Source organism: Streptomyces sp. BR1 (genome assembly GCF_052373795.1).
Taxonomy (GTDB): domain Bacteria; phylum Actinomycetota; class Actinomycetes; order Streptomycetales; family Streptomycetaceae; genus Streptomyces.
On record NZ_CM126252.1, the window covers coordinates 1,732,438 to 1,754,146 of the forward strand.

Sequence of the window (21,709 nt, forward strand, 5' to 3'; positions counted from 1 at the left end):
GGGGACCATGGCACGGACAGCGCTGGACTCCTTCTCTCCCGCGACCAGGGGCTGGTTCACGGGAGCCTTCACCGCGCCCACCGCCGCCCAGGAAGGCGCCTGGCGGGCGATCGCGGAGGGCTCGGACGTCCTGGTCGTCGCGCCGACGGGCTCGGGCAAGACCCTCGCCGCGTTCCTCGCCGCGCTCGACCGGTTGGCCGCCGTCCCGCCGCCCGCCGAGGCGAAGAAGCGCTGCCGCGTGCTGTACGTGTCGCCGCTGAAGGCCCTGGCGGTCGACGTCGAGCGCAATCTGCGCTCCCCGCTCACCGGTATCCGCCAGGAGTCGGTGCGCCTGGGCCTGCCGGAACCGGAGGTGCGGGTCGGGATCCGTTCCGGGGACACCCCGCCCGCCGAGCGCCGCGCCCTGTCGACGCGGCCGCCGGACATCCTGATCACCACCCCCGAGTCGCTGTTCCTGATGCTCACGTCCTCGGCGCGCGAGGCCCTGGCGGGCATCGAGACGGTGATCCTGGACGAGGTGCACGCGGTCGCGGGCACCAAGCGCGGAGCCCATCTCGCGCTCTCCCTGGAGCGGTTGGACGAGCTGCTGGCCAGGCCCGCCCGCCGGATCGGCCTGTCGGCGACGGTGCGTCCGGTGGACGAGGTGGCACGCTTCCTCTCCCCGCAGCGCAAGGTGGAGATCGTCCAGCCGCCGTCCGCCAAGGAGTTCGACCTGTCGGTGGTCGTGCCGGTGGAGGACTTGGGCGAGCTGGGCGGCTCCCCGGCGGCCGACGCGGAGGAAGGCGCCGAGAAGCCGTCGATCTGGCCGCACGTCGAGGAGCGCATCGTCGACCTGGTCCAGGCCCACCGCTCGACGATCGTCTTCGCCAACTCCCGCCGCCTCGCCGAGCGCCTGTGCAACCGGCTCAACGAGATCGCGTACGAACGGGCGGCGGCTGCGGCGCTCGACGCGGGCGAGACCCCCGTGCCGCTGGACGAGGCCCATTCCCCGGCCGAGATCATGGCCCAGTCGGGCGCCTCCAAGGGCGCGCCCGCCGTCCTCGCGCGCGCCCATCACGGCTCGGTCTCCAAGGAACAGCGCGCCCTGGTCGAGGAGGACCTGAAGGCGGGCCGGCTGCCGGCGGTCGTCGCCACCTCCAGTCTTGAACTGGGCATCGACATGGGCGCCGTGGACCTGGTCGTCCAAGTCGAGTCGCCGCCGTCGGTCGCCTCCGGGCTCCAGCGGGTGGGCCGCGCGGGCCACCAGGTGGGCGCGGTCTCCACCGGAGTGGTCTTCCCCAAGTACCGGGGCGACCTGGTCCAGTCGGCGGTGGTCACCGAGCGGATGCGCTCCGGGGCCATCGAGTCGCTGCGGATCCCGTCCAACCCGCTGGACGTCCTGGCGCAGCAACTGGTCGCCATGACGGCGCTGGACAGCTGGCAGGCGGACGACCTCCTTGCGCTGGTCCGCCGGGCGGCGCCGTTCGCCGCGCTCCCGGAGTCGGCGTTCACGGCGGTGCTCGACATGCTCGCGGGCCGCTATCCCTCCGACGCCTTCGCGGAGTTGCGCCCGCGCGTGGTGTGGGACCGGGTCGCGGGCACGGTCACCGGCCGCCCCGGCGCCCAGCGGCTCGCGGTCACCTCCGGCGGCACCATCCCGGACCGCGGGCTCTTCGGGGTCTTCCTGGCCGGCTCCGACCCCAAGAAGGGCGGTGGCCGGGTCGGCGAGCTCGACGAGGAGATGGTCTACGAGTCCCGGGTCGGCGATGTGTTCACGCTGGGGACGACGTCCTGGCGGATCGAGGACATCACGCGCGACCGCGTGCTGGTCCTGCCCGCCCCGGGCGTGCCGGGCAGGCTCCCCTTCTGGAAGGGCGACCAGCTGGGCCGCCCCCTCGAACTGGGGCGCGCGCTGGGCGCGTTCCTGCGCGAGGTCGGCTCCCTCACCCCGGAGGACGCCCGGCTGCGACTGCTGAGCGCGGGCCTGGACGCGTGGGCGGCGGACAACGTCCTGGCCTACCTCGACGAGCAGCGCCGCGCCTGCGGCCATGTCCCCGACGACCGCACGATCCTCGTCGAGCGGTTCCGCGACGAGCTGGGCGACTGGCGAGTCGTCATCCACTCCCCCTTCGGGGCCCAGGTGCACGCGCCGTGGGCCCTGGCGCTCGGCGCCCGCCTCGCCGAGCGGTACGGCATGGACGCCCAGGTCATGCACGCCGACGACGGCATCGTGCTGCGGCTGCCCGACGCCGACCTGATGGGCCTGGACCTCCTCGACCAGGACCCCGGCCACCTCGACTCCACGTACGACAGCGAACAGGCACCGGTCGGCGCGGCGGACGCCGTCTTCGACAAGGGCGAGATCGAGCAGATCGTCACCGATCAGGTGGGCGGGTCCGCGCTGTTCGCGGCCCGCTTCCGCGAGTGCGCCGCGCGCGCGTTGCTGCTCCCCCGGCGCAACCCCGGCAAGCGCACCCCGCTGTGGCAGCAGCGCCAGCGGGCGGCCCAACTGCTCCAGGTGGCCAGCGAGTTCGGGTCGTTCCCGATCGTCCTGGAAGCCGTCCGCGAATGCCTCCAGGACGTCTTCGACGTGCCCGGCCTCACCGAGCTGATGGGCGATCTCGAAGCGCGCCGGGTCCGACTGGTCGAGGTCACCACACCGGAGCCGTCGCCCTTCGCGCGCTCGCTGCTCTTCGGTTACGTCGCCCAGTTCCTGTACGAGGGCGACTCGCCGCTGGCCGAGCGGCGCGCCGCGGCGCTCTCCCTCGACTCGCGGCTCCTGTCCGAGCTGCTGGGCCAGGCGGAGCTGCGCGAGCTCCTGGACGCCGAGGTCCTGACCGAGCTGGAGCAGGAGCTCCAGTGGCTCACCGAGGACCGCCGCATCAAGGACGCGGAGGGCGTGGCCGATCTGCTGCGCGTCCTCGGCCCGCTCACCGACGCCGAGTTGGCCGCGCGCGGCGCCGATCCGGCGTGGCCGCAGGAGCTCGCGGGCGCTCGTCGCGCCATCCGGGTGCGGGTCGGCGGCGCCGAGCACTGGGCGGCGATCGAGGACGCGGGACGGCTGCGCGACGCGCTGGGCACGGCGCTGCCGGTCGGCGTGCCCGAGGCGTTCACCGAGCCGGTCAAGGACCCGCTCGGCGACCTCCTGTCGCGGTACGCGCGTACGCACGGCCCGTTCACCTCCGCCACCGCCGCCGCCCGGTTCGGCCTCGGCACCGCCGTCACCGACGGCGCCTTGCAGCGGCTCGCGGCGGGCGGACGGGTGGTGCAGGGCGAGTTCCACCCGGCGGGGCTCGGGCAGGAGTGGTGCGACGCGACGGTGCTGCGCCGACTGCGGCGCCGCTCGCTCGCCGCGCTGCGCCACGAGGTGGAGCCGGTGCCGCCCGCGACGCTCGCCACGTTCCTGCCGCAGTGGCAGCACTTGGGCGCCAACAGTCTGCGCGGCATCGACGGGCTGGCCCGGGCGATCGAGCAGTTGCAGGGCGCCGCCGTGCCCGCCTCCGCCCTGGAGAAGCTGATCCTGCCGTCCCGGGTCTCCGACTACGGCCCGGCGATGCTCGACGAACTCACCACCACGGGCGAGGTCCTGTGGGCCGGGGCGGGCGCGCTGCCGGGCAAGGACGGCTGGGTCTCGCTGTTCGTCGCGGACGCCGCGCCCCTGCTGCTGCCACCGCCGCACCCCCTGGAGCTCACCGCGCTCCATGAGTCGGTGCTCACCGCGCTCGCCCCCGGATACGGACTGTTCTTCCGCCAGATCGCCGACCAGGTCCGGGCCACCACCCATCCGGAAGCAATCGATCCACAACTGGCCGACGCACTATGGGACTTGGCGTGGTCCGGACGGCTCACCAATGACACACTCGCGCCACTGCGCGCGCTCCTCGGCTCCGGCCGCACCGCCGGGTCCACCGCGCACCGCGCCAAACGGACGGTGCCGCGCGGGCGTTACGGGACGCTGACCGCAGCCGCGCGACCCGCCTCGCGCACCGGGCCGCCGACCGTGTCGGGCCGCTGGTCGCTGCTCCCCGCCCGGGAGCCGGACCCCACCCACCGGGCCCACGCCCTGGCCCGCACCCTGCTCGACCGCCATGGCGTGGTCACCCGGGGCGCGGTCGCGGCCGAGGGGGTCGAGGGCGGCTTCTCGGCTACGTACCGGATCCTGGCGGCGTTCGAGGACAGCGGGCAGGCGCGGCGTGGGTATGTCGTCGAGGGGCTCGGCGCCGCCCAGTTCGCGATGGACGGGGCCGTGGACCGGCTGCGGGCGGCGGCCACCGCGCGCGACCGCGCCGAGGCCCGGCCGGTCGCGCGCGGGGTGGTACTCGCGGCCGCGGACCCGGCCAACGCGTACGGCGCGGCGCTCCCCTGGCCCGAGCCGCCCGCCGGGGCCGGGCACAAGCCGGGGCGCAAGGCCGGGTCGATGGTCGTCCTCGTCGACGGCGAGCTCGCGCTCTACATGGAGCGCGGCGGCAAGTCCCTCCTGGTCTGGCCGACCGAGGCGGACGATCCGGCGCTGGTCGCGGCGGTCGAGGCGTTGGCGGGGGCGGCGCGGGCGGGTCGGCTGGGCACGGTGACGGTGGAGCGGGTCAACGGCGAGGCCGCGCTCACGTCCCCGCTCGCCCGCGCGCTGGAGACGGCGGGCTTCGTCCCCACGCCGAGGGGGTTGCGGCTGCGGCCTTGACCCCCCACCCCGCCCCTTCCCGTAACCCTCCGGGCGGGTGGAGGTGGGCTTCCCGGGGGCGGGGCCCCCGGACCCCCGGGCGGGGCCTGCGGCCCCTGCACCCCGCTTCGCGGCTGCGCCCCGGTTCCCGTTTACCTGCGGACCGTGCTGGGTTGCTCGCGCAGTTCCCCGCGCCCGTAACCACCTAGGGGCGCGGGGAACTGCGCGACAAGCCCCCACCCACCAGCAGCCAAAGAACCAGGCCGCCCGCCCAGGGCTTTCGGGAAGGGGCGGGGTGGGGAAAGCGCCCGCCGCAGGCGACACCGCCCCGCAGACGAATCCCCGCCCCCCAGAGGCACAATGGCCCCATGCCCGAAGGAGACACGGTCTGGCAGACCGCTCGGCGGCTGGACGAGGCCCTGAGCGGGCACGTGCTGACCCGGTCCGACCTCCGCGTGCCCCGCCTCGCCACCGTCGACCTCGCCGGACGCACCGTGCTGGACGTCACCCCGCGAGGAAAGCACCTGCTCACCCGGATCGAGGGCAGCCTCACCCTCCACTCCCATCTGCGGATGGAGGGATCCTGGCGGGTGTTCGCGCCCGGCGAGCGGTGGCGGGGCGGCCGGAGCGACCAGATCCGGGCGATCCTCGCCACCGAGGACCGCACGGCCGTCGGATACCGGCTCGCCGTACTCGACCTCCTCCGCACCCGCGACGAACACCGCGTCGTAGGACACCTCGGCCCCGATCTGCTCGGGCCGGACTGGGACCCGGAGCTGGCCCTGCGCAATCTGCTCCAGGACCCCGACCGGCCCCTCGGCGAGGCCCTGCTCGACCAGCGCAACCTCGCCGGTGTGGGCAACATCTACAAGTCCGAGATCTGCTTCGCGGTACGGGCCGTGCCCTGGCTCCGGGTCGGCGAACTCCCCGCCCCCGAACGGGTCGTGGCCGCCGCCAAGAAGATCCTCGAAACCAATCGGGAGCGCACCTCGCGCAAGGTGTACGTGTACGGCCGCAGCGGCCAGCCCTGCCCCCGCTGCGGGACCGCCCTGCGCACCACCACCCAGCGCGACCCCGCCGGCAGCGAGCGGCCCACGTACTGGTGCCCCCGCTGCCAGCCCAACCCTCCGGCCGACAACTCACCGATCAACAACCCCACACGGCGCCCACGTCCGCATAGTTGACTGGCCGTCAGATCTGGTCGTACCGTCCCCGCATGCCCCTCTCGGCGTACGACCTCACCGATCGCACCGCCTTCGTCACTGGCGCCGCCGGGGGTATCGGGCGGGCCAGTGCCGTTCTGCTCGCCGAGGCCGGTGCCGTCGTGCACTGCGCGGACCGCGACGAAGGAGGCCTGCGCGAGACCCGGGAACTGATCGTCAAGGCGGGCGGCACCGCGTACATCCACCCGCTCGACGTGACCGACCGCGCCCGGCTGCGCGCGGCCGTCCGGGGCGCGGGCCGGGTCGACATCCTGGCCGCCATCGCCGGGATCATGCACTTCAGCGCGGTCCTGGACACCGAGGACGCAGATCTCGACCGCATCCTCGCCGTCAACTTCAAGGGCGTGCTGTACGCCTGCCAGGAGGCAGCCCGCATCATGATCGAGAACGGCACACCGGGGAGCATCATCACCATGGCGTCCGGGGCCGTCGACTCCGCCGGCGCCGGTCTGCTTTGCTACAGCGCCTCGAAGGCGGCTGTCGTGCAGCTCACCAGGACCCTCGCCACCGAGCTCGGCCCGCACTCCATCCGCGTCAACGCCGTGGCCCCGGGGTGGGTCCGCACCCCGATGACCGAGCGGCACGAGGCCGATCAGCAGCAGCGGATCGAGTCGACGATGGTGCGGCTCTCCCCGCTCGGCCGGGTCGGCGCGCCCGAGGACATCGCCCACACCGTGCTCCATCTGGCGTCGGACGCCTCGTCGTTCACGACGGGCCAGATCCTCCGCCCCAACGGCGGCGTCGCGATGCCTTGGTAACCGTCGGGTCATCGACACGCACCGGAGCCGAGACGCGCGCCGAGTCCCCGCGCCACGTCGGATCCCCACCACGCGTCGGATCCCCACCACGCACCGAGCCCGCCACCCGCACCGGCCCCGCCACATGCACCGGCAGCAAGCTCAGCCCCCAGCCGCCCACGACCATCGCACCCTCGGTCACTCCCGCCTCGCCCGGCGCGGTCAGCAGGCGCAGCGCGGCCCACCACCACAGCGCCCCCACCACGAGCGCCGGCACCCATCGCACCGCCACTTTCATGGCCGCCTCCTCGGGCCGACGCCAGGGTCTGGCCGGTGGATCTCGCCTGGGACGCGGGGGTCTCCGGGACCGCAGGCGGCCAGATCCACCGGCCAGACCCTAGACGGCCCCCTCAGGTACCGGGAGGGCGCACCGAGTGCGGTCCCAGCGCGCCCGCCACCCCGCACGCCCCCGTAAGCCTTCTCAGGCCTGTTCCGCCTGGAACATCCACGCGTGCTTCTCCAGCTCGGCCGTGAGCCCGATCAGCACATCCTGGCTGATGGGGTCCGGCTCGGCGGTGGCGTCGATCCGCTCCCGCATCCGCGCGACCACCGCACCCAGCGCGTCGACGAGGATCCGTACCGCGTCACCGTCCTTGACCCAGCCGGTCGGCACCTTGCCGATCGCGCTCGACGACGCCACGGTCGCCGCCCGCCCGTCCGGGGTGACGCCCAGCGCGGCGGCCCGCTCGGCCACCGTGTCCGAGTGCAGCCGCGCGGTGTCCACCACCTCGTCGAGCTGGAGGTGAACGGACCGGAAGCGCGGCCCGACGACGTTCCAGTGCACCTGCTTGGCGACCAGCGACAGATCCACCAGATCGACGAGGGCGCCTTGCAGGGCGTCCCCGACGACCTTGAGTTCCGCCTCGGACAGCGAGCTCTTCACGACAGACATCCAGGCACTCCGTTCGGTACGCGTCGACTCCCGCGCGTCGAGTTCCCCGTGCCGGCACGTCCATACGCACCGACGCCCCCACCTTGACACATAAGCAGCAAATGGGGCATGCCGAGGCAAAGAGAAGCCCCGACCGGTCAACGTTCGACCGGCCGGGGCCCACTCACGAACAGCGCCCGACAGAGTCAGGCCGCGACGACGTCCACCGCTTCCGCGGGCGCCTTGATCGTCACCCGCTCGGTCGGGACACCGGTCACCGACGTCACGGAGATCGAATTGAGCATCGGACGTACCGGTGCACGCACCGGATCGCTCGCCGCTGCCGACTGGGCAAGCTCGGCGAGTGCCAGCTCGTCGCTCACTTCCCGCATGAGCTCGGACATCCGTACGTCAAGCGCGTCGCAGATCGCGGAGAGCAGCTCGGAGGAAGCCTCCTTCTGCCCCCGCTCCACCTCGGAGAGATAGCCGAGTGAGACTCGGGCGGACGAGGAGACTTCGCGCAGAGTACGGCCCTGGCGCTGGCGCTGCCGACGCAGCACGTCACCCAGCAGGCGACGGAGCAGAATCATCGGTGGCTCCCTCCTCGGACCGCGTAGCCGCATCCTTCACGCCCCACCGTACCGCCTCGCGCTGCGGCCGTGCGGGGAGCGATGTCGTGTTCACTCAGGGCTGCAAACATCAATTCCCCCCGTTCTGTTCCGTATCCTGTGCCCGCGCATCTTCGCCGAGTTCACCGGAGAGCAGTTCGAGCACGCTCCGTACACTCTCTCTACGGATTTCCGCCCTGTCGCCGTTCAACCGCAAAGCGGCGGTTTTCCCTTTCCCACCCGGTCCCCGGACCGCCACGTACACGGTCCCGACCGGCTGTCCGTCCTGCTGCCCGGGGCCCGCGACACCGGTCGTCGCGATGCCCCAGTCGGCACCCAGAACGGCGCGCACACCCGCCGCCATCTGCTGCGCGACCTCGGGATCGACCGCCCCGCGCTCGGCCAGAAGGGCCCCGTCGACGCCCAGCACATCCCGCTTCAGCTCCGTCGCGTACGCCGTCACCGAGCCCCGGAAGGCCTTCGACGCACCCGGCACCCCGGTCAGCTCGGCGGCCACCAGACCGCCGGTCAGCGACTCCGCAGCCGCGACCGTCTGGTTACGCTCCGTGAGCAGTAGCAGGACCCGGGCCGCCTCGCTCACCGGCCCGGTCCCTCCACTGCGGTCTCGGCGGCACGCTCCGCGCGCTCCGCCGCGAGCCCCGAACGCCTCAGTACGATCGCCTGTCGCACATAGTCGAGCCCGGTGACAACGGTCAGCACCACGGCGACCGCCATCACCCACAAGCGCAGGGTGGCCAGCGGACCCGTGAGCGCCAGCACGTACATCCCCGTTGCCGTGCCCTGCGCCAGGGTCTTGAGCTTCCCGCCCCGGCTGGCGGGAATCACCCCATGCCTGATGACCCAGAAACGCATGAGCGTGATCCCGAGTTCCCGGAACAGGATCACTCCGGTGACCCACCACGGCAGATCGCCCAGCGAGGAGAGACAGATCAGCGCGGAACCCATGATCGCCTTGTCGGCGATCGGGTCGGCGATCTTCCCGAAGTCCGTGACCAGGTTGTACGTACGGGCCAGATGCCCGTCGAAGATGTCCGTGATCATGGCGACGGCGAACGCCGCCCACGCCCAGGCCCGCCAGGCCGGGTCGTAGCCGCCGTCCTGGAGCATCAGCACCACGAAGCCCGGCACCAGCACGAGCCGGATCATGGTGAGGATGTTGGCGATGTTCCAGAGGCTGGCCTGGTTGACGGCCGCAGCGCCCAGCTTGCCGCCGGGCGCCGGCGTCCGGCCGGTACCGCCCGCCGCGGATGCCGGGACTCCGGTCATCTGGCCGCCTCCTCAAGGACGTCGAGACTCGTCACCACCAGGTCGACACCCTCGGCGGCGACGACCTTCGCCTCGACGATACGGCCCGGGGTCAGGCCCGCGCCCTCGGTGAACCGCACTTGGCCATCGGTCTCGGGCGCCTGGTGCTCGGCGCGGCCGATCACGCCGTCCTCGGGGTCCACCGACTCGACCAGCACCCGCACGGTGTCGCCGATGCGCTCCTCGGCCCGCTGGGCGGTCAGCTCCTCGGCGAGCCGCGAGAGGTGGTCGAGCCGCTCGGCGATCACCTCGTCGGACAGCTTGTTCTCGTACGTGACCGCCTCGGTGCCCTCCTCGTCGGAGTAGCCGAAGACGCCGATGGCGTCGAGGCGGGCGCTGGAGAGGAAGCGTTCCAGCTCCTTGAAGTCGTCCTCGGTCTCACCGGGGAAGCCCACGATGAAGTTGGACCGCACACCGGCCTGCGGGGCCTTGGCGCGGATCGTCTCCAGGAGCTCCAGGAACCGCTCGGTGTCACCGAAGCGCCGCATCGCGCGCAGCACACCGGGCGCGGAGTGCTGGAAGGACAGGTCGAAGTACGGCACGACCTTGTCGGTCGAGGTCAGCACGTCGATCAGGCCCGGCCGCATCTCGGCGGGCTGGAGGTAGCTGACCCTTACACGCTCAATGCCCTCGACAGCCGCGAGCTCGGGCAGCAGCGTCTCCAGGAGCCGGATGTCGCCCAGGTCCTTGCCGTACGAGGTGTTGTTCTCGGAGACCAGCATGACCTCCTTGACGCCCTGCTCGGCCAGCCAGCGGGTCTCGCCGAGCACGTCCGAGGGGCGGCGCGAGATGAACGAGCCGCGGAAGGACGGGATGGCGCAGAACGTGCAGCGGCGGTCGCAGCCGGAGGCGAGCTTGACCGAGGCGACCGGGCTGGTGTCCAGGCGGCGGCGGAGCGGCGCGCGCGGCCCGGAGGCGGGCGCGAGGCCGTCGGGCAGGTCCTCGGGAGCGCTCTCCTGGGCGTCCTGCGCATGGCCGGGCAGGGCCACGTCGGCGCTCTGGCGCTCGACGGGGCTCAGCGGCAGCAGCTGGCGCCGGTCGCGCGGGGTGTGCGCCTCCACGCTGCCACCACTGAGGATGGTCTGGAGCCGGTTGGAGATGTCGGCGTAGTCGTCGAAGCCGAGCACGCCGTCGGCCTCGGGCAGCGCGTCGGCGAGCTCCTTGCCGTACCGCTCGGCCATGCAGCCGACGGCGACCACGGCCTGGGTCCTGCCGTGATCCTTCAGATCATTGGCTTCGAGGAGGGCGTCGACGGAGTCCTTCTTGGCGGCTTCGACGAACCCACAGGTGTTGACGACGGCGACGTCCGCGTCCGAGGCGTCCTCGACGAGCTCCCAGCCGTCCGCTGCCAAGCGGCCTGCAAGCTCCTCCGAGTCCACCTCGTTACGGGCGCAGCCGAGAGTGACAAGGGCGACGGTACGGCGTTCGGGCATGGACTCAAGACTACTTTGTCCCGGCCCTCGCCCCCGCCCCGAGGGTTGATCAAGGAACCGGGGGCCGTGCTCAGCCGACGACCGGGTCGCCCTTGGTGTACGTCAGCCGCTCCACCTGGCCGTCCTCGAACTGGTCACCGACCTTCTTGCCGTTGACGTAGAGCTCGATCGCGCCCGCGTTGCCGAGGATGAGATCGATCTTCTCGCCGTCCACGAAGGTCTTCGACTCGCCCTTCTCCAGGAGGCCGTCGTAGAGCACCTTGCCGTTGTGCGCCTTGGCGGAGATCCAGCTGCGGTCGGAGATCGCGCTCAGCTTGACCGTGACCTTGTCCTGCGGCGCGGCCGCGATGGCGCTGTCCGAGGGAGCGGGCTTGGGGGCGGCGGGCGTGCTCGGGGCCGGCTTGGGGGCGGGGCTCTGCTGGGTCTGGGTGGGCCCCTCGGCGACCTGGGTGTTCTTGTCCTTGGAGTCGCTGCCGCTGAACATCGTGAAGCCGACGAAGCCGACGACCACCACGATGGCCGCGACCATGGCCGCGGTCCAGTTGGGCCGGCGCCGCTCGGGCCGGATCCGCTCGGCCTCGAACATCGGCGCCGCGGGCGTCGGCGCGGGGCGGCCGCCGTGTTCGGCGTCATACTGCGCGACCAGCGGCTCCGAATCGAGCCCCACGGCTCGGGCCACCGTACGGATGTGGCCGCGCGCGTAGACGTCGCCGCCGCACCGGGAGAAGTCGTCCTCTTCGAGCCCGTGGACGATGGGGACGCGCACTCTCGTGATCGAACTGACCTCGTCGACGGTCAGTCCGGACGCGATACGGGCCTGCTTGAGGGCGTGACCGATCGTGGGCCGGTCGTCGTCAGCAAAGGAGGGCCGGTCGTCGTCGCCGGGAGAAGGCCGGTCGTCTTCGGGAGAGTTGCCGATGGACACGGGGGCGCCTTTCGAGCGTGAGCCACCTGCTGGGTGTTCAGTCTAGGGGGGGTACGAAAGGGTGGGGCAACCGGGAGGGCGGAGTTTGTACGCCATCGGAATGGCCTCCTCCCTTCCTCCTAACGGGTCAGGAGGGGGGCATGTTCCTGCCCTTCGCCCAACTGGACGTACAACCAAGGCAAAAGGTTGCCCCACGCTCCCTTTCGGGTGGTCCTACCGGTCGCGGGACGGGCCGCCGGGGCCCGCCCCGGGCCTTCAGGGAGCCTCCCCGCGGATCACCGCGAGCACACCGTCGAGTTCATCGGGTTTGACCAGGACATCACGCGCCTTGGAGCCCTCGCTCGGCCCGACGATCCCGCGCGACTCCATGAGGTCCATCAGCCGCCCGGCCTTGGCGAAGCCGACGCGCAGCTTGCGCTGGAGCATCGAGGTCGAGCCGAACTGGGTGGAAACGACCAGCTCGGCGGCCTGGCACAGCAGATCGAGGTCGTCGCCGATCTCCTCGTCGATCTCCTTCTTCTGCTTCTGCCCGACCGTGACGTCGTCTCTGAAGACCGGCGCCATCTGATCCTTGCAGTGCTGAACGATCGCCCCGATCTCGCCCTCGGTGACGAACGCGCCCTGGAGGCGGGTCGGCTTGTTCGCGCCCATCGGCAGGAACAGTCCGTCACCCTTTCCGATGAGCTTCTCGGCGCCCGGCTGGTCGAGGATGACCCGGCTGTCGGCGAGCGAGGAGGTCGCGAAGGCGAGCCTGGACGGCACGTTCGCCTTGATCAGACCGGTCACGACATCGACCGACGGACGCTGGGTGGCGAGCACCAGATGGATACCGGCGGCGCGGGCCAACTGGGTGATGCGCACGATCGCGTCCTCGACGTCACGCGGCGCGACCATCATCAGGTCCGCGAGCTCGTCGACGATCACCAGCAGATACGGATACGGCGTCAGCTCCCGCTCGCTGCCCTCGGGCAGTTTCACCTTGCCGTTGCGGATCGCCTCGTTGAAGTCGTCGATATGGCGGAAACCGAACGCCGCGAGGTCGTCGTAGCGCAGGTCCATCTCGCGCACGACCCACTGCAGTGCCTCGGCGGCGCGCTTCGGGTTGGTGATGATCGGCGTGATCAAGTGCGGAATGCCCTCGTACGCGGTGAGCTCGACGCGCTTGGGGTCGACCAGCACCATCCGTACGTCCTCGGGCGTCGCCCGCACCATCACCGAGGTGATCAGGCAGTTGATGCAGGACGACTTGCCGGAGCCGGTCGCGCCGGCCACCAGGACGTGCGGCATCTTCGCGAGGTTGGCCATCACATAGCCGCCCTCGACGTCCTTGCCGAGCGCGACCAGCATCGGATGGTCGTCCTCGGCCGCGTCCGCGAGCCGCAGCACATCGCCGAGATTGACCATCTCGCGGTCGGTGTTGGGGATCTCGATGCCGACCGCGGACTTGCCGGGGATCGGCGAGATGATCCGTACGTCGGGACTCGCGACGGCGTACGCGATGTTCTTGGCGAGCGCGGTGATCCGCTCGACCTTCACGGCCGGGCCAAGCTCGACCTCGTAACGCGTGACCGTCGGGCCCCGGGTGAAGCCGGTGACAGCGGCGTCGACCTTGAACTCGGTGAACACGTTCTGCAGCGCGGCCACTATGGCGTCGTTGGCGGCGCTGCGCGTCTTGCCCGGGCCGCCGCGCTCCAGCAGGTCGAGCGAGGGCAGCGCGTACGTGATGTCCCCGGCGAGCTGCAACTGTTCGGCCCGTACCGGCATCTCGGAGTGCTCGGGCGCGGACTTGGTCAGATCCGGTACGACGTCGGGAGCGCCCGGGGTCGCCCTGGGCGCCGCCTTCTTGGGCGCCGCCTTGGTGAAGTCGGCCTTGGGGGCGGCCTGTTCCTCACTGCGGGCCGTCGGCAGCGGCGTCGCGTCCTGGCGCTCGCGCTCGACGGAGACGCCCTGGGTGAGGTCGGCGACGATCGGGGACGGCGGCAGTCCGTTGAGCACGGCGCCGTCCAGCGCGGCGGCCGCGGCGGCGGCCACGTCGACCGGGTCCATCGGCCCGTCGAACGCCGGTTGCACCGAGGCGCGCCGGGGCTTGCGGCGCTGCGAGAGCGCCTCCTGCTCGGCGATGTCCTGGGCGATCTCGTTCAGTGCGTCGACGCGGCGCGCGGGCGCACGCCGGGTGCGCGGCGCGGGCTCCTCGTCCCGCCAGTCGTCGTCGTACGCCTCGTCCTCGCCCGGCTCCCCGGGCAGCGGCTCGACGACGCCGAGACGGGCGCCCAGGGCGCGCAGCCGCTGCGGGATGGCGTTGACCGGGGTCGCGGTGACGACGAGCAGCCCGAAGACGGTCAGCAGCACCAGCAGCGGTACGGCCAGCACATCGCCCATCAGGAATTCCAGCGGCTTGGACGCGGCCCAGCCGATGAGCCCGCCCGCGTCCTGCATCGCGCTGGTGCCGTCGTTCCGTCCGGGCGAGCCGCAGGCGATGTGGACCTGGCCGAGCACGCCGAGCACCAGGGCGGACAGGCCGATCACGATCCGCCCGTTGGCCTCGGGCTTCTCCGGGTAGAGGATCAGCCGGACCGCGATCGCGCCGAGCAGCAGCGGCACCAGGAGGTCGAGGCGGCCGAACGCGCCGGTCACCAGCATCTCGACGAGGTCGCCGACCGGTCCTTGCAGATTCGACCAGGTGCCCGCCGCGACGATCAGCGCGAGGCCGAGCAGCAGCAGGGCGAGCCCGTCCTTGCGGTGGGCGGGGTCGAGGCCCTTGGCGCCGCGCCCTATGCCGCGGAACATCGCCCCCACGCCGTGTGCGGCACCGAGCCAGACGGCGCGCGCCATCCGGTACACGCCCCCTGTGGGCGAAGGCGCCGGCTTGGGCGCGGGCTTGCTCGCCGCCGCCTTCTTTGCGGGCGCCTTCTTGGCAGCAGCTTTCTTCGCGGGCGCGGCAGTCTTCTTCGCGGGCGCCTTCTTGGCAGGCGCCGCCGCCTTCTTGGCGGGTGCCGCGGTACGGCCGGTGCGCTTCGCGGTGCCCGCCGTGCCCTGGGAACCCTTGCCGGACGTACGTGAGGCCATGGTGCTGAGGTTACCGGTGCCGACGGCGGTGGACACGACGACGGCCGCTTCACCCGTCCGTGTCGGACAGGCGGAGGGTGCTGACGTACGGACAACTCAGTACGGACGTACGGGCGAAGAGAGCTGACCCACGCTCAGCGCCGGAACCGCACCAGCCCGTCTGTGGCCGCGCGTCAGTTCTGCGAGGGCAGGGTCGCCGTGCCGCTGCCCGTGCCCGGCTCCAGGGCGTCGAGCGCCCTGCGCAGCCCGGTCAGCTTGCGCTCCAGATGGGCCGCGGTCGCCACCGCCGCCGCGTCCGCCGACTCGTCGTCGAGCTGTTTGGAGAGCGCCTCGGCCTGCTCCTCAACTGCCGCCAGGCGCGCGGACAGTTCGGCGAGCAGCCCCGCCGGCTCCTTGGGGTCGCCGACCGTGTGGCCGCCACCCTCCAGCTGGAGCCGGAGCAGCGCCGCCTGCTCGCGCAGCTGGCAGTTCTTCATGTACAGCTCGACGAACACCGACACCTTGGCGCGCAGCACCCAGGGGTCGAAGGGCTTGGAGATGTAGTCGACCGCGCCCGCCGCGTAGCCCCGGAAGGTGTGGTGCGGGCCGTGGTTGATCGCCGTGAGGAAGATGATCGGGATGTCCCGGGTCCGCTCGCGGCGCTTGATGTGCGCGGCCGTCTCGAATCCGTCCATGCCCGGCATCTGGACGTCCAGCAGGATCACTGCGAAATCGTCCGTCAGCAGCGCTTTGAGCGCTTCCTCCCCTGACGATGCCCGCACCAGTGTCTGATCGAGCGCAGAGAGGATGGCCTCCAGCGCCAGCAGATTCTCCGGCCGGTCATCGACCAGGAGGATCTTGGCCTTCTGCACCATGGCCCGTCCTCCTCGCCCCGGCAGTGCGCCGGGCGCCGCCCCAGGGGACGACTCCCTTGCGCCGCCCGTCCTTGTGCCGGTCATGGTAGCCGCACCCCGCCTGTCGCCACACCCTGTCACCGCGATGTCACTGTGCACGTAGCAGAAACGTAGTGGGAGACCAGAAGGTTCCCCGAATACCGCCGCCTCACACGCCTTCGGCCACACTCAGTCAGCAACTCGGGGTGAACCGTACAGCCACCGATCACTTCCCTCGCATCCACTGCTCCATCACCGAGAGCAGATGATCAGGGTCGACCGGCTTGGTGACGTAGTCGGAAGCGCCGGACTCGATGGCCTTCTCCCGGTCGCCCTTCATCGCCTTCGCGGTGAGCGCGATGATCGGCAGCCCGGCGAACTGGGGCATCCGACGAATCGCCGAAGTCGTGGCATACCCGTCCATCTCCGGCATCATGATGTCCATCAGGACAACAGCCGTGTCCTCGTGCTGTTCCAGGACCTCGATGCCCTCCCGGCCGTTCTCCGCATACAGCACCGAAAGCCCGTGCTGCTCCAGGACACTGGTGAGCGCGAAGACGTTCCGTACGTCGTCGTCGACGATCAAAACCTTCTCGCCGCCGAACTGGAAGGTGCGCGCGGGCGCCCGCTCCGGCTCCTGCGCCCAGGCCTCCTGGGGAGCCCCCGGCTGCTGCCCGGGCAGCGCCGGAATCTGTCCGTCCACGCCCAGCGTCTTGCGGCGGCGCCGGAACAGTCCGGCCGCGCCCACCTGTGCCTCGCTCGGCGCGGGCGGCGCGAGCTCCTGCGGAACAAGGTCCTGCCGGGCACCGGATCCTGCCCCAACGGCCCCCGTCTCGCCGCCGGGCGGCAGCTGCGGATAGCCCTGCGGGGGCAACTCGCTGGGGTGAAGGGGCAGATAGAGCGTGAAGGTGGAGCCGCGGCCGGGTTCGCTCGCCGCGTGGATCTCGCCGCCGAGCAGCCGCGCGATCTCCCGGCTGATGGAGAGACCGAGACCGGTGCCTCCGTACTTGCGGCTGGTCGTGCCGTCGGCCTGCTTGAACGCCTCGAAGATCACGCGCATCTTGCTGGCCGCGATGCCGATCCCGGTGTCGGTGACCGAGAACGCGATCAGATCGGCGTCCGCGTCCCGCAACGAGCCCGCCTCAAGCAGCTGTTCGCGGATCGCGTGCGGGACATCGGCGTGCGCGGGCCTGATCACCAGCTCCACCGCGCCGCTGTCGGTGAACTTCACCGCGTTCGACAGCAGGTTGCGCAGCACCTGGAGGAGGCGCTGCTCGTCGGTGTGCAGCGTCGCCGGAAGCTCCGGAGAGACCCGTACGGAGAAGTCGAGCCCCTTCTCCGCGGTGAGCGGCCTAAACGTCGCCTCCACGTAGTCGACGAGCTGGACCAGCGCGATCCGGGTCGGGCTGACGTCCATCTTGCCCGCCTCGACCTTGGACAGGTCGAGGATGTCGTTGATCAGCTGGAGCAGGTCCGAACCCGCACCATGGATCGTTTCGGCGAATTCGACCTGCTTGGGCGAGAGGTTGCCCTCGGCGTTGTCGGCGAGCAGCTTGGCCAGGATCAGCAGCGAGTTGAGCGGCGTGCGCAGCTCGTGCGACATGTTGGCCAGGAACTCGGACTTGTAGCGCATCGAGACCGCGAGCTGCTCGGCGCGCTCCTCCAGGACCTGCCGCGCCTCCTCGATCTCGGTGTTCTTCACCTCGATGTCACGGTTCTGCTGGGCCAGCAGCTCGGCCTTCTCCTCCAGCTCCGCATTGGAGGCCTGGAGCGCCTTCTGCCGGTTCTCCAGCTCCGCGGAGCGCTCGCGCAGCTGCTCCGTGAGCTCCTGGGACTGCTTGAGCAGCACCTCGGTCTTGGAGTTGACGCTGATCGTGTTGACGCTGGTCGCGATCATCTCCGCGATCTGGTTGAGGAAGTCCTTCTGGATGTGCGTGAACGGCTGGAACGACGCCAGCTCGATCACCCCGAGGACCTTCCCCTCGAAGAGCACCGGCAGCACGATCACATGCGCGGGCGGCGCCTCGCCGAGCCCGGAGGAGATCTTCAGATAGCCCGGCGGCACGTTCTCCACCAAGATGGTGCGCTTCTCCTCCGCCGCCGTGCCGATCAGCGTCTCGCCGGGCCGGAACGAGGTGGGCATCGAGCCCGCCGAGTAGCCGTAACTCCCGCGCATCCTCAGCTCGTACGGGCTGTCCTCGTCACCGCCGACCTCGGCGGTGCCACCGGTGGGCAGCGCCAGGAAGAACGCGCCGTGCTGCGCCGAGACGACCGGCGTCAGCTCGGTCATGATCAGCGAGGCGACGTCGTCCAGGTCCCGGCGGCCCTGCATCAGACCGGAGATACGGGCCAGGTTGCCCTTCAGCCAGTCCTGCTCCTTGTTGGCGACGGTGGTGTCGCGCAGGTTGGCGATCATCGTGTTGATGTTGTCCTGGAGGGCCTGGATCTCGCCCGCCGCGTCCACGTCGATCTTCAGATTGAGGTCGCCGCGGGTCACCGCGGTGGCGACGGCCGCGATCGCGCGCACCTGCCGGGTCAGGTTCCCGGCCATCTCGTTCACCGACTCGGTCAGATCGCGCCAGGTGCCGTCGACGTCGCGTACGCGCGCGTGGCCGCCGAGCTGTCCCTCGGTACCCACCTCGCGCGCGACCCTGGTCACCTCCACGGCGAACGAGGAGAGCTGGTCGACCATCGTGTTGATGGTGTTCTTCAACTCCTGGATCTCACCGCGCGCGTCGATGTCGATCTTCTTGGTGAGATCGCCCTTGGCGATGGCGGTGGTGACGGTGGCGATCTGGCGCACCTGGCCGGTGAGGTTGTCGGCCATGGAGTTCACCGATTCGGTGAGGTCCTTCCACGTACCGGAGACACCGGGGACACGGGCCTGGCCGCCGAGGATGCCGTCGGTGCCCACCTCGCGCGCGACCCTGGTGACCTGGTCGGCGAACGAGGACAGCGTCGTCACCATCGTGTTGACGGTGTCGGCGAGCTCGGCGACCTCGCCGCGCGCCTCGACCGTGACCTTCTTGGTCAGATCGCCGTTGGCGACCGCCGCCGAGACGCGCGCGATGTTGCGCACCTGGTAGGTGAGGTTGGCGGCCATCAGGTTGACGTTGTCGCTGAGGTCCTTCCAGATGCCGGTCACCCCGCGCACCCGGGCCTGACCGCCGAGGATGCCCTCCGTGCCCACCTCACGGGCGACCCTGGTCACCTCGTCGGCGAAGTTGGAGAGCTGGTCGACCATCGTGTTGACGGTCGTCACCAGCTCCAGGATCTCGCCCTTGGCGTCGACAGTGATCTTCTTCGACAGGTCGCCCTTGGCGACCGCCGTGGTGACCTCGGCGATGTTGCGCACCTGCGAGGTCAGGTTGTTGGCCATGAAGTTGACGGACTGGGTCAGGTCCTTCCAGGTGCCCGAGACGCCCTGGACCTCGGCCTGGCCGCCCAGGATGCCCTCGGTGCCCACCTCGCGGGCGACCCGGGTGACCTGCTCCGCGAAGTTCGAGAGCTGGTCGACCATCGCGTTCAGGACGTTCTTGAGCTCAAGAATCTCGCCACGAGCGTCCACGTCGATCTTCTGGGACAGGTCACCGCGTGCGACCGCGGTGGCGACCTGGGCGATGTTGCGGACCTGCGCGGTGAGGTTGCCGGCCATGCCGTTCACCGAGTCGGTCAGATCGCGCCACACACCGGCCACGCCGGGCACCTGCGCCTGACCGCCGAGGCGGCCGTCGGTGCCCACCTCGCGCGCGACGCGGGTCACCTGCTCGGCGAAGCCGGACAGCTGGTCGACCATGTTGTTGATGGTGTTCTTGAGCTCCAGGATCTCGCCGCGCGCGTCCACGTCGATCTTCTGGGAGAGGTCACCGCGCGCGACCGCCGTGGTCACCTGGGCGATCTGGCGCACCTGCGAGGTCAGGTTGCCCGCCATGAAGTTGACGGAGTCGGTGAGGCCCTTCCACGTACCGGAGACGCCGTCCACGCGCGCCTGACCGCCGAGCCGGCCCTCGGTGCCCACGTCACGGGCCATCCGCGTCAACTGGTCGGCGAACGACGCCAGTTGGTCGACCATCGTGTTGACGGTGTTCTTCAGCTCCAGCATTTCGCCGGAGACGTCGACCGTGACCTTCTGCGACAGATCGCCGTTGGCGACCGCTGTCGTCACCTGGGCGATGTTGCGGACCTGGCCGGTGAGGTTGCGGAAGGCGTTGTTGACGGAGTCGGTGAGGTCCTTCCAGGTACCGGCCGCGCCCGGCACCTCGGCCTGCCCGCCGAGCCGGCCCTCGACGCCGACCTCGCGCGCGACCCTGGTCACTTCGGAACCGAACGACTGCAGCTGGTCCACCATCGTGTTGACGGTGTTCTTCAACTCCAGCATCTCGCCCGCGACATCGACCGTGACCTTCTGGGTCATGTCACCGTTGGCGACCGCCGTCGTCACCTGGGCGATGTCGCGCACCTGCGTGGTCAAGTTACGGAAGACCGTGTTGACCGAATCCGTGAGGTCCTTCCAGGTCCCCGCCGCGCCCGGCACCTGCGCCTGCCCGCCGAGCAGACCCTCGGCACCCACTTCGTTGGCGACCCGGGTGACCTCGTCCGCGAACGTACGCAGTGTCTCGGTCATCTGGTTGATGGTCTCGGCGAGTTGGGCGACCTCACCGCGCGCGTTGACCGTGACCTTCTGCGACAGATCGCCGTTGGCGACCGCCGTCGTCACCTGTGCGATGCCGCGCACCTGGGCGGTGAGGTTGCCCGCCATCAGGTTGACAGAGTCGGTCAGGTCCTTCCACACGCCCGCGACGCCGGGCACCTGGGCCTGGCCGCCGAGCTCGCCCTCGGTACCGACCTCGCGCGCGACACGGGTCACCTCGGAGGAGAAGGAGGAGAGCTGGTCGACCATCGTGTTGACGGTGTTCTTCAGCTGGAGCATCTCACCGGCCACATGCACGGTGACCTTGCGCGACAGATCACCCTTGGCGACCGCCGTCGTGACGAGAGCGATGTCACGTACCTGGGCCGTCAGCCGGTACGCCATCGTGTTCACCGAATCCGTGAGATCCTTCCACGAACCGGACATTCCACGCACCTGGGCCTGACCGCCGAGCTTGCCCTCGGTACCGACCTCCAGGGCGACCCTCGTCACCTCGTCGGTGAACGCCGACAACTGGTCGACCAGATTGTTGACGGTTCGCCCCACTTTGAGGAATTCGCCCCGCAAGGGGCGCTCCGCGTTGTCCACACCGTGCGAGCGCAGGTCCATGCGCTGTTCCAGATCGCCCTCGGCGACCGCCGACAGCACCCTGCCGACCTCGGAGACCGGCCGCGCCAGATCGTCCACCAAGGCGTTGGAGGCGTCGATGGCGGCCGCCCAGGAGCCCTCACAGGCCCCGTTCTCCAGGCGCTCGGTCAGCTTGCCCTCCCGCCCGACCATCCGCCGGACCCGGGCGATCTCGCCGGTCAGATGGAGATTGCGGTCGGCGACCTCGTTGAACACGGCGGCGATCTCGGCCATCACACCGTCGCCGGAGACGGTCAGCCGCTTGCGGAAGTTCCCGTCCCGCATCGACGCCAGAGCGGCCAGCAGCCGCTGCAGCGCAGCCGTGTCCACCTCGGTCGTCCCATGGCTGCGGGAACGTCCGCCTTTCGCGCGCGTGCTCTTGCCACGCGCCGCCACGCCAGACTCCACCGTGTCCCTCCCGCAGGGGTCGACCGCCCTCGTCGGGCTTTCTCTGAAGCCTTCCCAGTGTTTCACCATGGCCGAACCCGGCCATAACAGTTCGGCAGCTTCGCATACCGTCCCCGCCCTCGGAGGGCGGAAACACTGGTGACCGGCATCCGCCAGGACAGTGAAGGTAAGTAACCTGGCTTCCGGCTGTCCAACCGCCCCGGTCCGTCCGGTGTGGGTTCCCCCCTGCTTGGTAAGAGCTTGGGGGCGGGGCGCCACAAGGACGA

At 70.8% G+C, this 21,709-nt stretch carries 12 protein-coding genes; 3 read left to right on the forward strand and 9 right to left on the reverse strand.

The genetic code is table 11. The annotated features are described in order from the left end of the window. Positions 1-7: 7 nt before the first annotated feature. The 3 genes from ACT1U9_RS07145 to ACT1U9_RS07155 all read left to right on the forward strand — a co-directional run bounded on the left by ACT1U9_RS07145 (position 8) and on the right by ACT1U9_RS07155 (position 6,617). A complete protein-coding gene (locus tag ACT1U9_RS07145) occupies positions 8-4,657 on the forward strand; it encodes an ATP-dependent helicase (protein WP_444537531.1) in 4,650 nt (1,549 codons plus the stop codon). A gap of 347 nt (positions 4,658-5,004) precedes the next feature. Next, a complete protein-coding gene (locus tag ACT1U9_RS07150; RefSeq protein ID WP_444537532.1) occupies positions 5,005-5,820 on the forward strand; it encodes an Fpg/Nei family DNA glycosylase in 816 nt (271 codons plus the stop codon). 32 nt (positions 5,821-5,852) lie between these two features. Continuing rightward, positions 5,853-6,617 carry an SDR family NAD(P)-dependent oxidoreductase gene (locus ACT1U9_RS07155; protein ID WP_444537533.1) on the forward strand — a complete coding sequence of 255 codons (765 nt, stop codon included), beginning with the start codon at positions 5,853-5,855 and terminating at the stop codon, positions 6,615-6,617. A gap of 460 nt (positions 6,618-7,077) precedes the next feature. Here the strand turns inward: ACT1U9_RS07155 and ACT1U9_RS07160 are convergent, their stop codons facing one another. The 9 genes from ACT1U9_RS07160 to ACT1U9_RS07200 all read right to left on the reverse strand — a co-directional run bounded on the left by ACT1U9_RS07160 (position 7,078) and on the right by ACT1U9_RS07200 (position 21,443). Continuing rightward, positions 7,078-7,548, reverse strand: a complete 471-nt coding sequence (locus ACT1U9_RS07160; protein ID WP_188275547.1) for a Dps family protein — start codon at positions 7,546-7,548, stop codon at positions 7,078-7,080. A gap of 185 nt (positions 7,549-7,733) precedes the next feature. After that, on the reverse strand, positions 7,734-8,117 hold the full coding sequence (locus ACT1U9_RS07165) for a helix-turn-helix domain-containing protein (protein WP_444537534.1): 384 nt from the start codon (positions 8,115-8,117) through the stop codon (positions 7,734-7,736). A 109-nt stretch (positions 8,118-8,226) separates the two neighbouring features. Continuing rightward, complete coding sequence (locus ACT1U9_RS07170) at positions 8,227-8,736, reverse strand: CinA family protein (protein ID WP_444537535.1); 510 nt, start codon at positions 8,734-8,736, stop codon at positions 8,227-8,229. Next, on the reverse strand, positions 8,733-9,422 hold the full coding sequence (gene pgsA, locus ACT1U9_RS07175; protein WP_444537536.1) for a CDP-diacylglycerol--glycerol-3-phosphate 3-phosphatidyltransferase: 690 nt from the start codon (positions 9,420-9,422) through the stop codon (positions 8,733-8,735). The genes ACT1U9_RS07170 and pgsA overlap by 4 nt, the downstream gene beginning before the upstream one ends. Beyond that, complete coding sequence (gene rimO / locus ACT1U9_RS07180; protein WP_444537537.1) at positions 9,419-10,894, reverse strand: 30S ribosomal protein S12 methylthiotransferase RimO; 1,476 nt, start codon at positions 10,892-10,894, stop codon at positions 9,419-9,421. Before rimO ends, pgsA begins: the two co-directional genes overlap by 4 nt. Positions 10,895-10,964: 70 nt before the next feature. Further along, the gene (locus ACT1U9_RS07185) at positions 10,965-11,819 is read right to left on the reverse strand and encodes a RodZ domain-containing protein (protein ID WP_444537538.1); all 855 of its coding nucleotides are present in this window, start codon (positions 11,817-11,819) and stop codon (positions 10,965-10,967) included. 255 nt (positions 11,820-12,074) lie between these two features. Then, on the reverse strand, positions 12,075-14,885 hold the full coding sequence (locus ACT1U9_RS07190; protein WP_444537539.1) for a DNA translocase FtsK: 2,811 nt from the start codon (positions 14,883-14,885) through the stop codon (positions 12,075-12,077). Between the two features lie 173 nt (positions 14,886-15,058). Next, positions 15,059-15,739, reverse strand: coding sequence for a response regulator (locus ACT1U9_RS07195; RefSeq protein ID WP_188275554.1), 681 nt, complete (start codon positions 15,737-15,739; stop codon positions 15,059-15,061). Between the two features lie 244 nt (positions 15,740-15,983). After that, positions 15,984-21,443 carry a HAMP domain-containing protein gene (locus tag ACT1U9_RS07200; RefSeq protein WP_444537540.1) on the reverse strand — a complete coding sequence of 1,820 codons (5,460 nt, stop codon included), beginning with the start codon at positions 21,441-21,443 and terminating at the stop codon, positions 15,984-15,986. Between the last annotated feature and the right edge of the window lie 266 nt (positions 21,444-21,709).

Excerpts from the sequence above, each read along its gene's own strand:
- ACT1U9_RS07155 (WP_444537533.1), top strand. The coding sequence starts at position 5,853 with ATGCCCCTCTCGGCGTACGACCTCACCGATCGCACCGCCTTCGTCACT.
- ACT1U9_RS07145 (WP_444537531.1), top strand. The coding sequence starts at position 8 with ATGGCACGGACAGCGCTGGACTCCTTCTCTCCCGCGACCAGGGGCTGG.
- pgsA (WP_444537536.1), bottom strand. The coding sequence starts at position 9,422 with ATGACCGGAGTCCCGGCATCCGCGGCGGGCGGTACCGGCCGGACGCCG.
- ACT1U9_RS07190 (WP_444537539.1), bottom strand. The coding sequence starts at position 14,885 with ATGGCCTCACGTACGTCCGGCAAGGGTTCCCAGGGCACGGCGGGCACC.
- ACT1U9_RS07160 (WP_188275547.1), bottom strand. The coding sequence starts at position 7,548 with ATGTCTGTCGTGAAGAGCTCGCTGTCCGAGGCGGAACTCAAGGTCGTC.
- ACT1U9_RS07195 (WP_188275554.1), bottom strand. The coding sequence starts at position 15,739 with ATGGTGCAGAAGGCCAAGATCCTCCTGGTCGATGACCGGCCGGAGAAT.
- ACT1U9_RS07150 (WP_444537532.1), top strand. The coding sequence starts at position 5,005 with ATGCCCGAAGGAGACACGGTCTGGCAGACCGCTCGGCGGCTGGACGAG.
- rimO (WP_444537537.1), bottom strand. The coding sequence starts at position 10,894 with ATGCCCGAACGCCGTACCGTCGCCCTTGTCACTCTCGGCTGCGCCCGT.
- ACT1U9_RS07165 (WP_444537534.1), bottom strand. The coding sequence starts at position 8,117 with ATGATTCTGCTCCGTCGCCTGCTGGGTGACGTGCTGCGTCGGCAGCGC.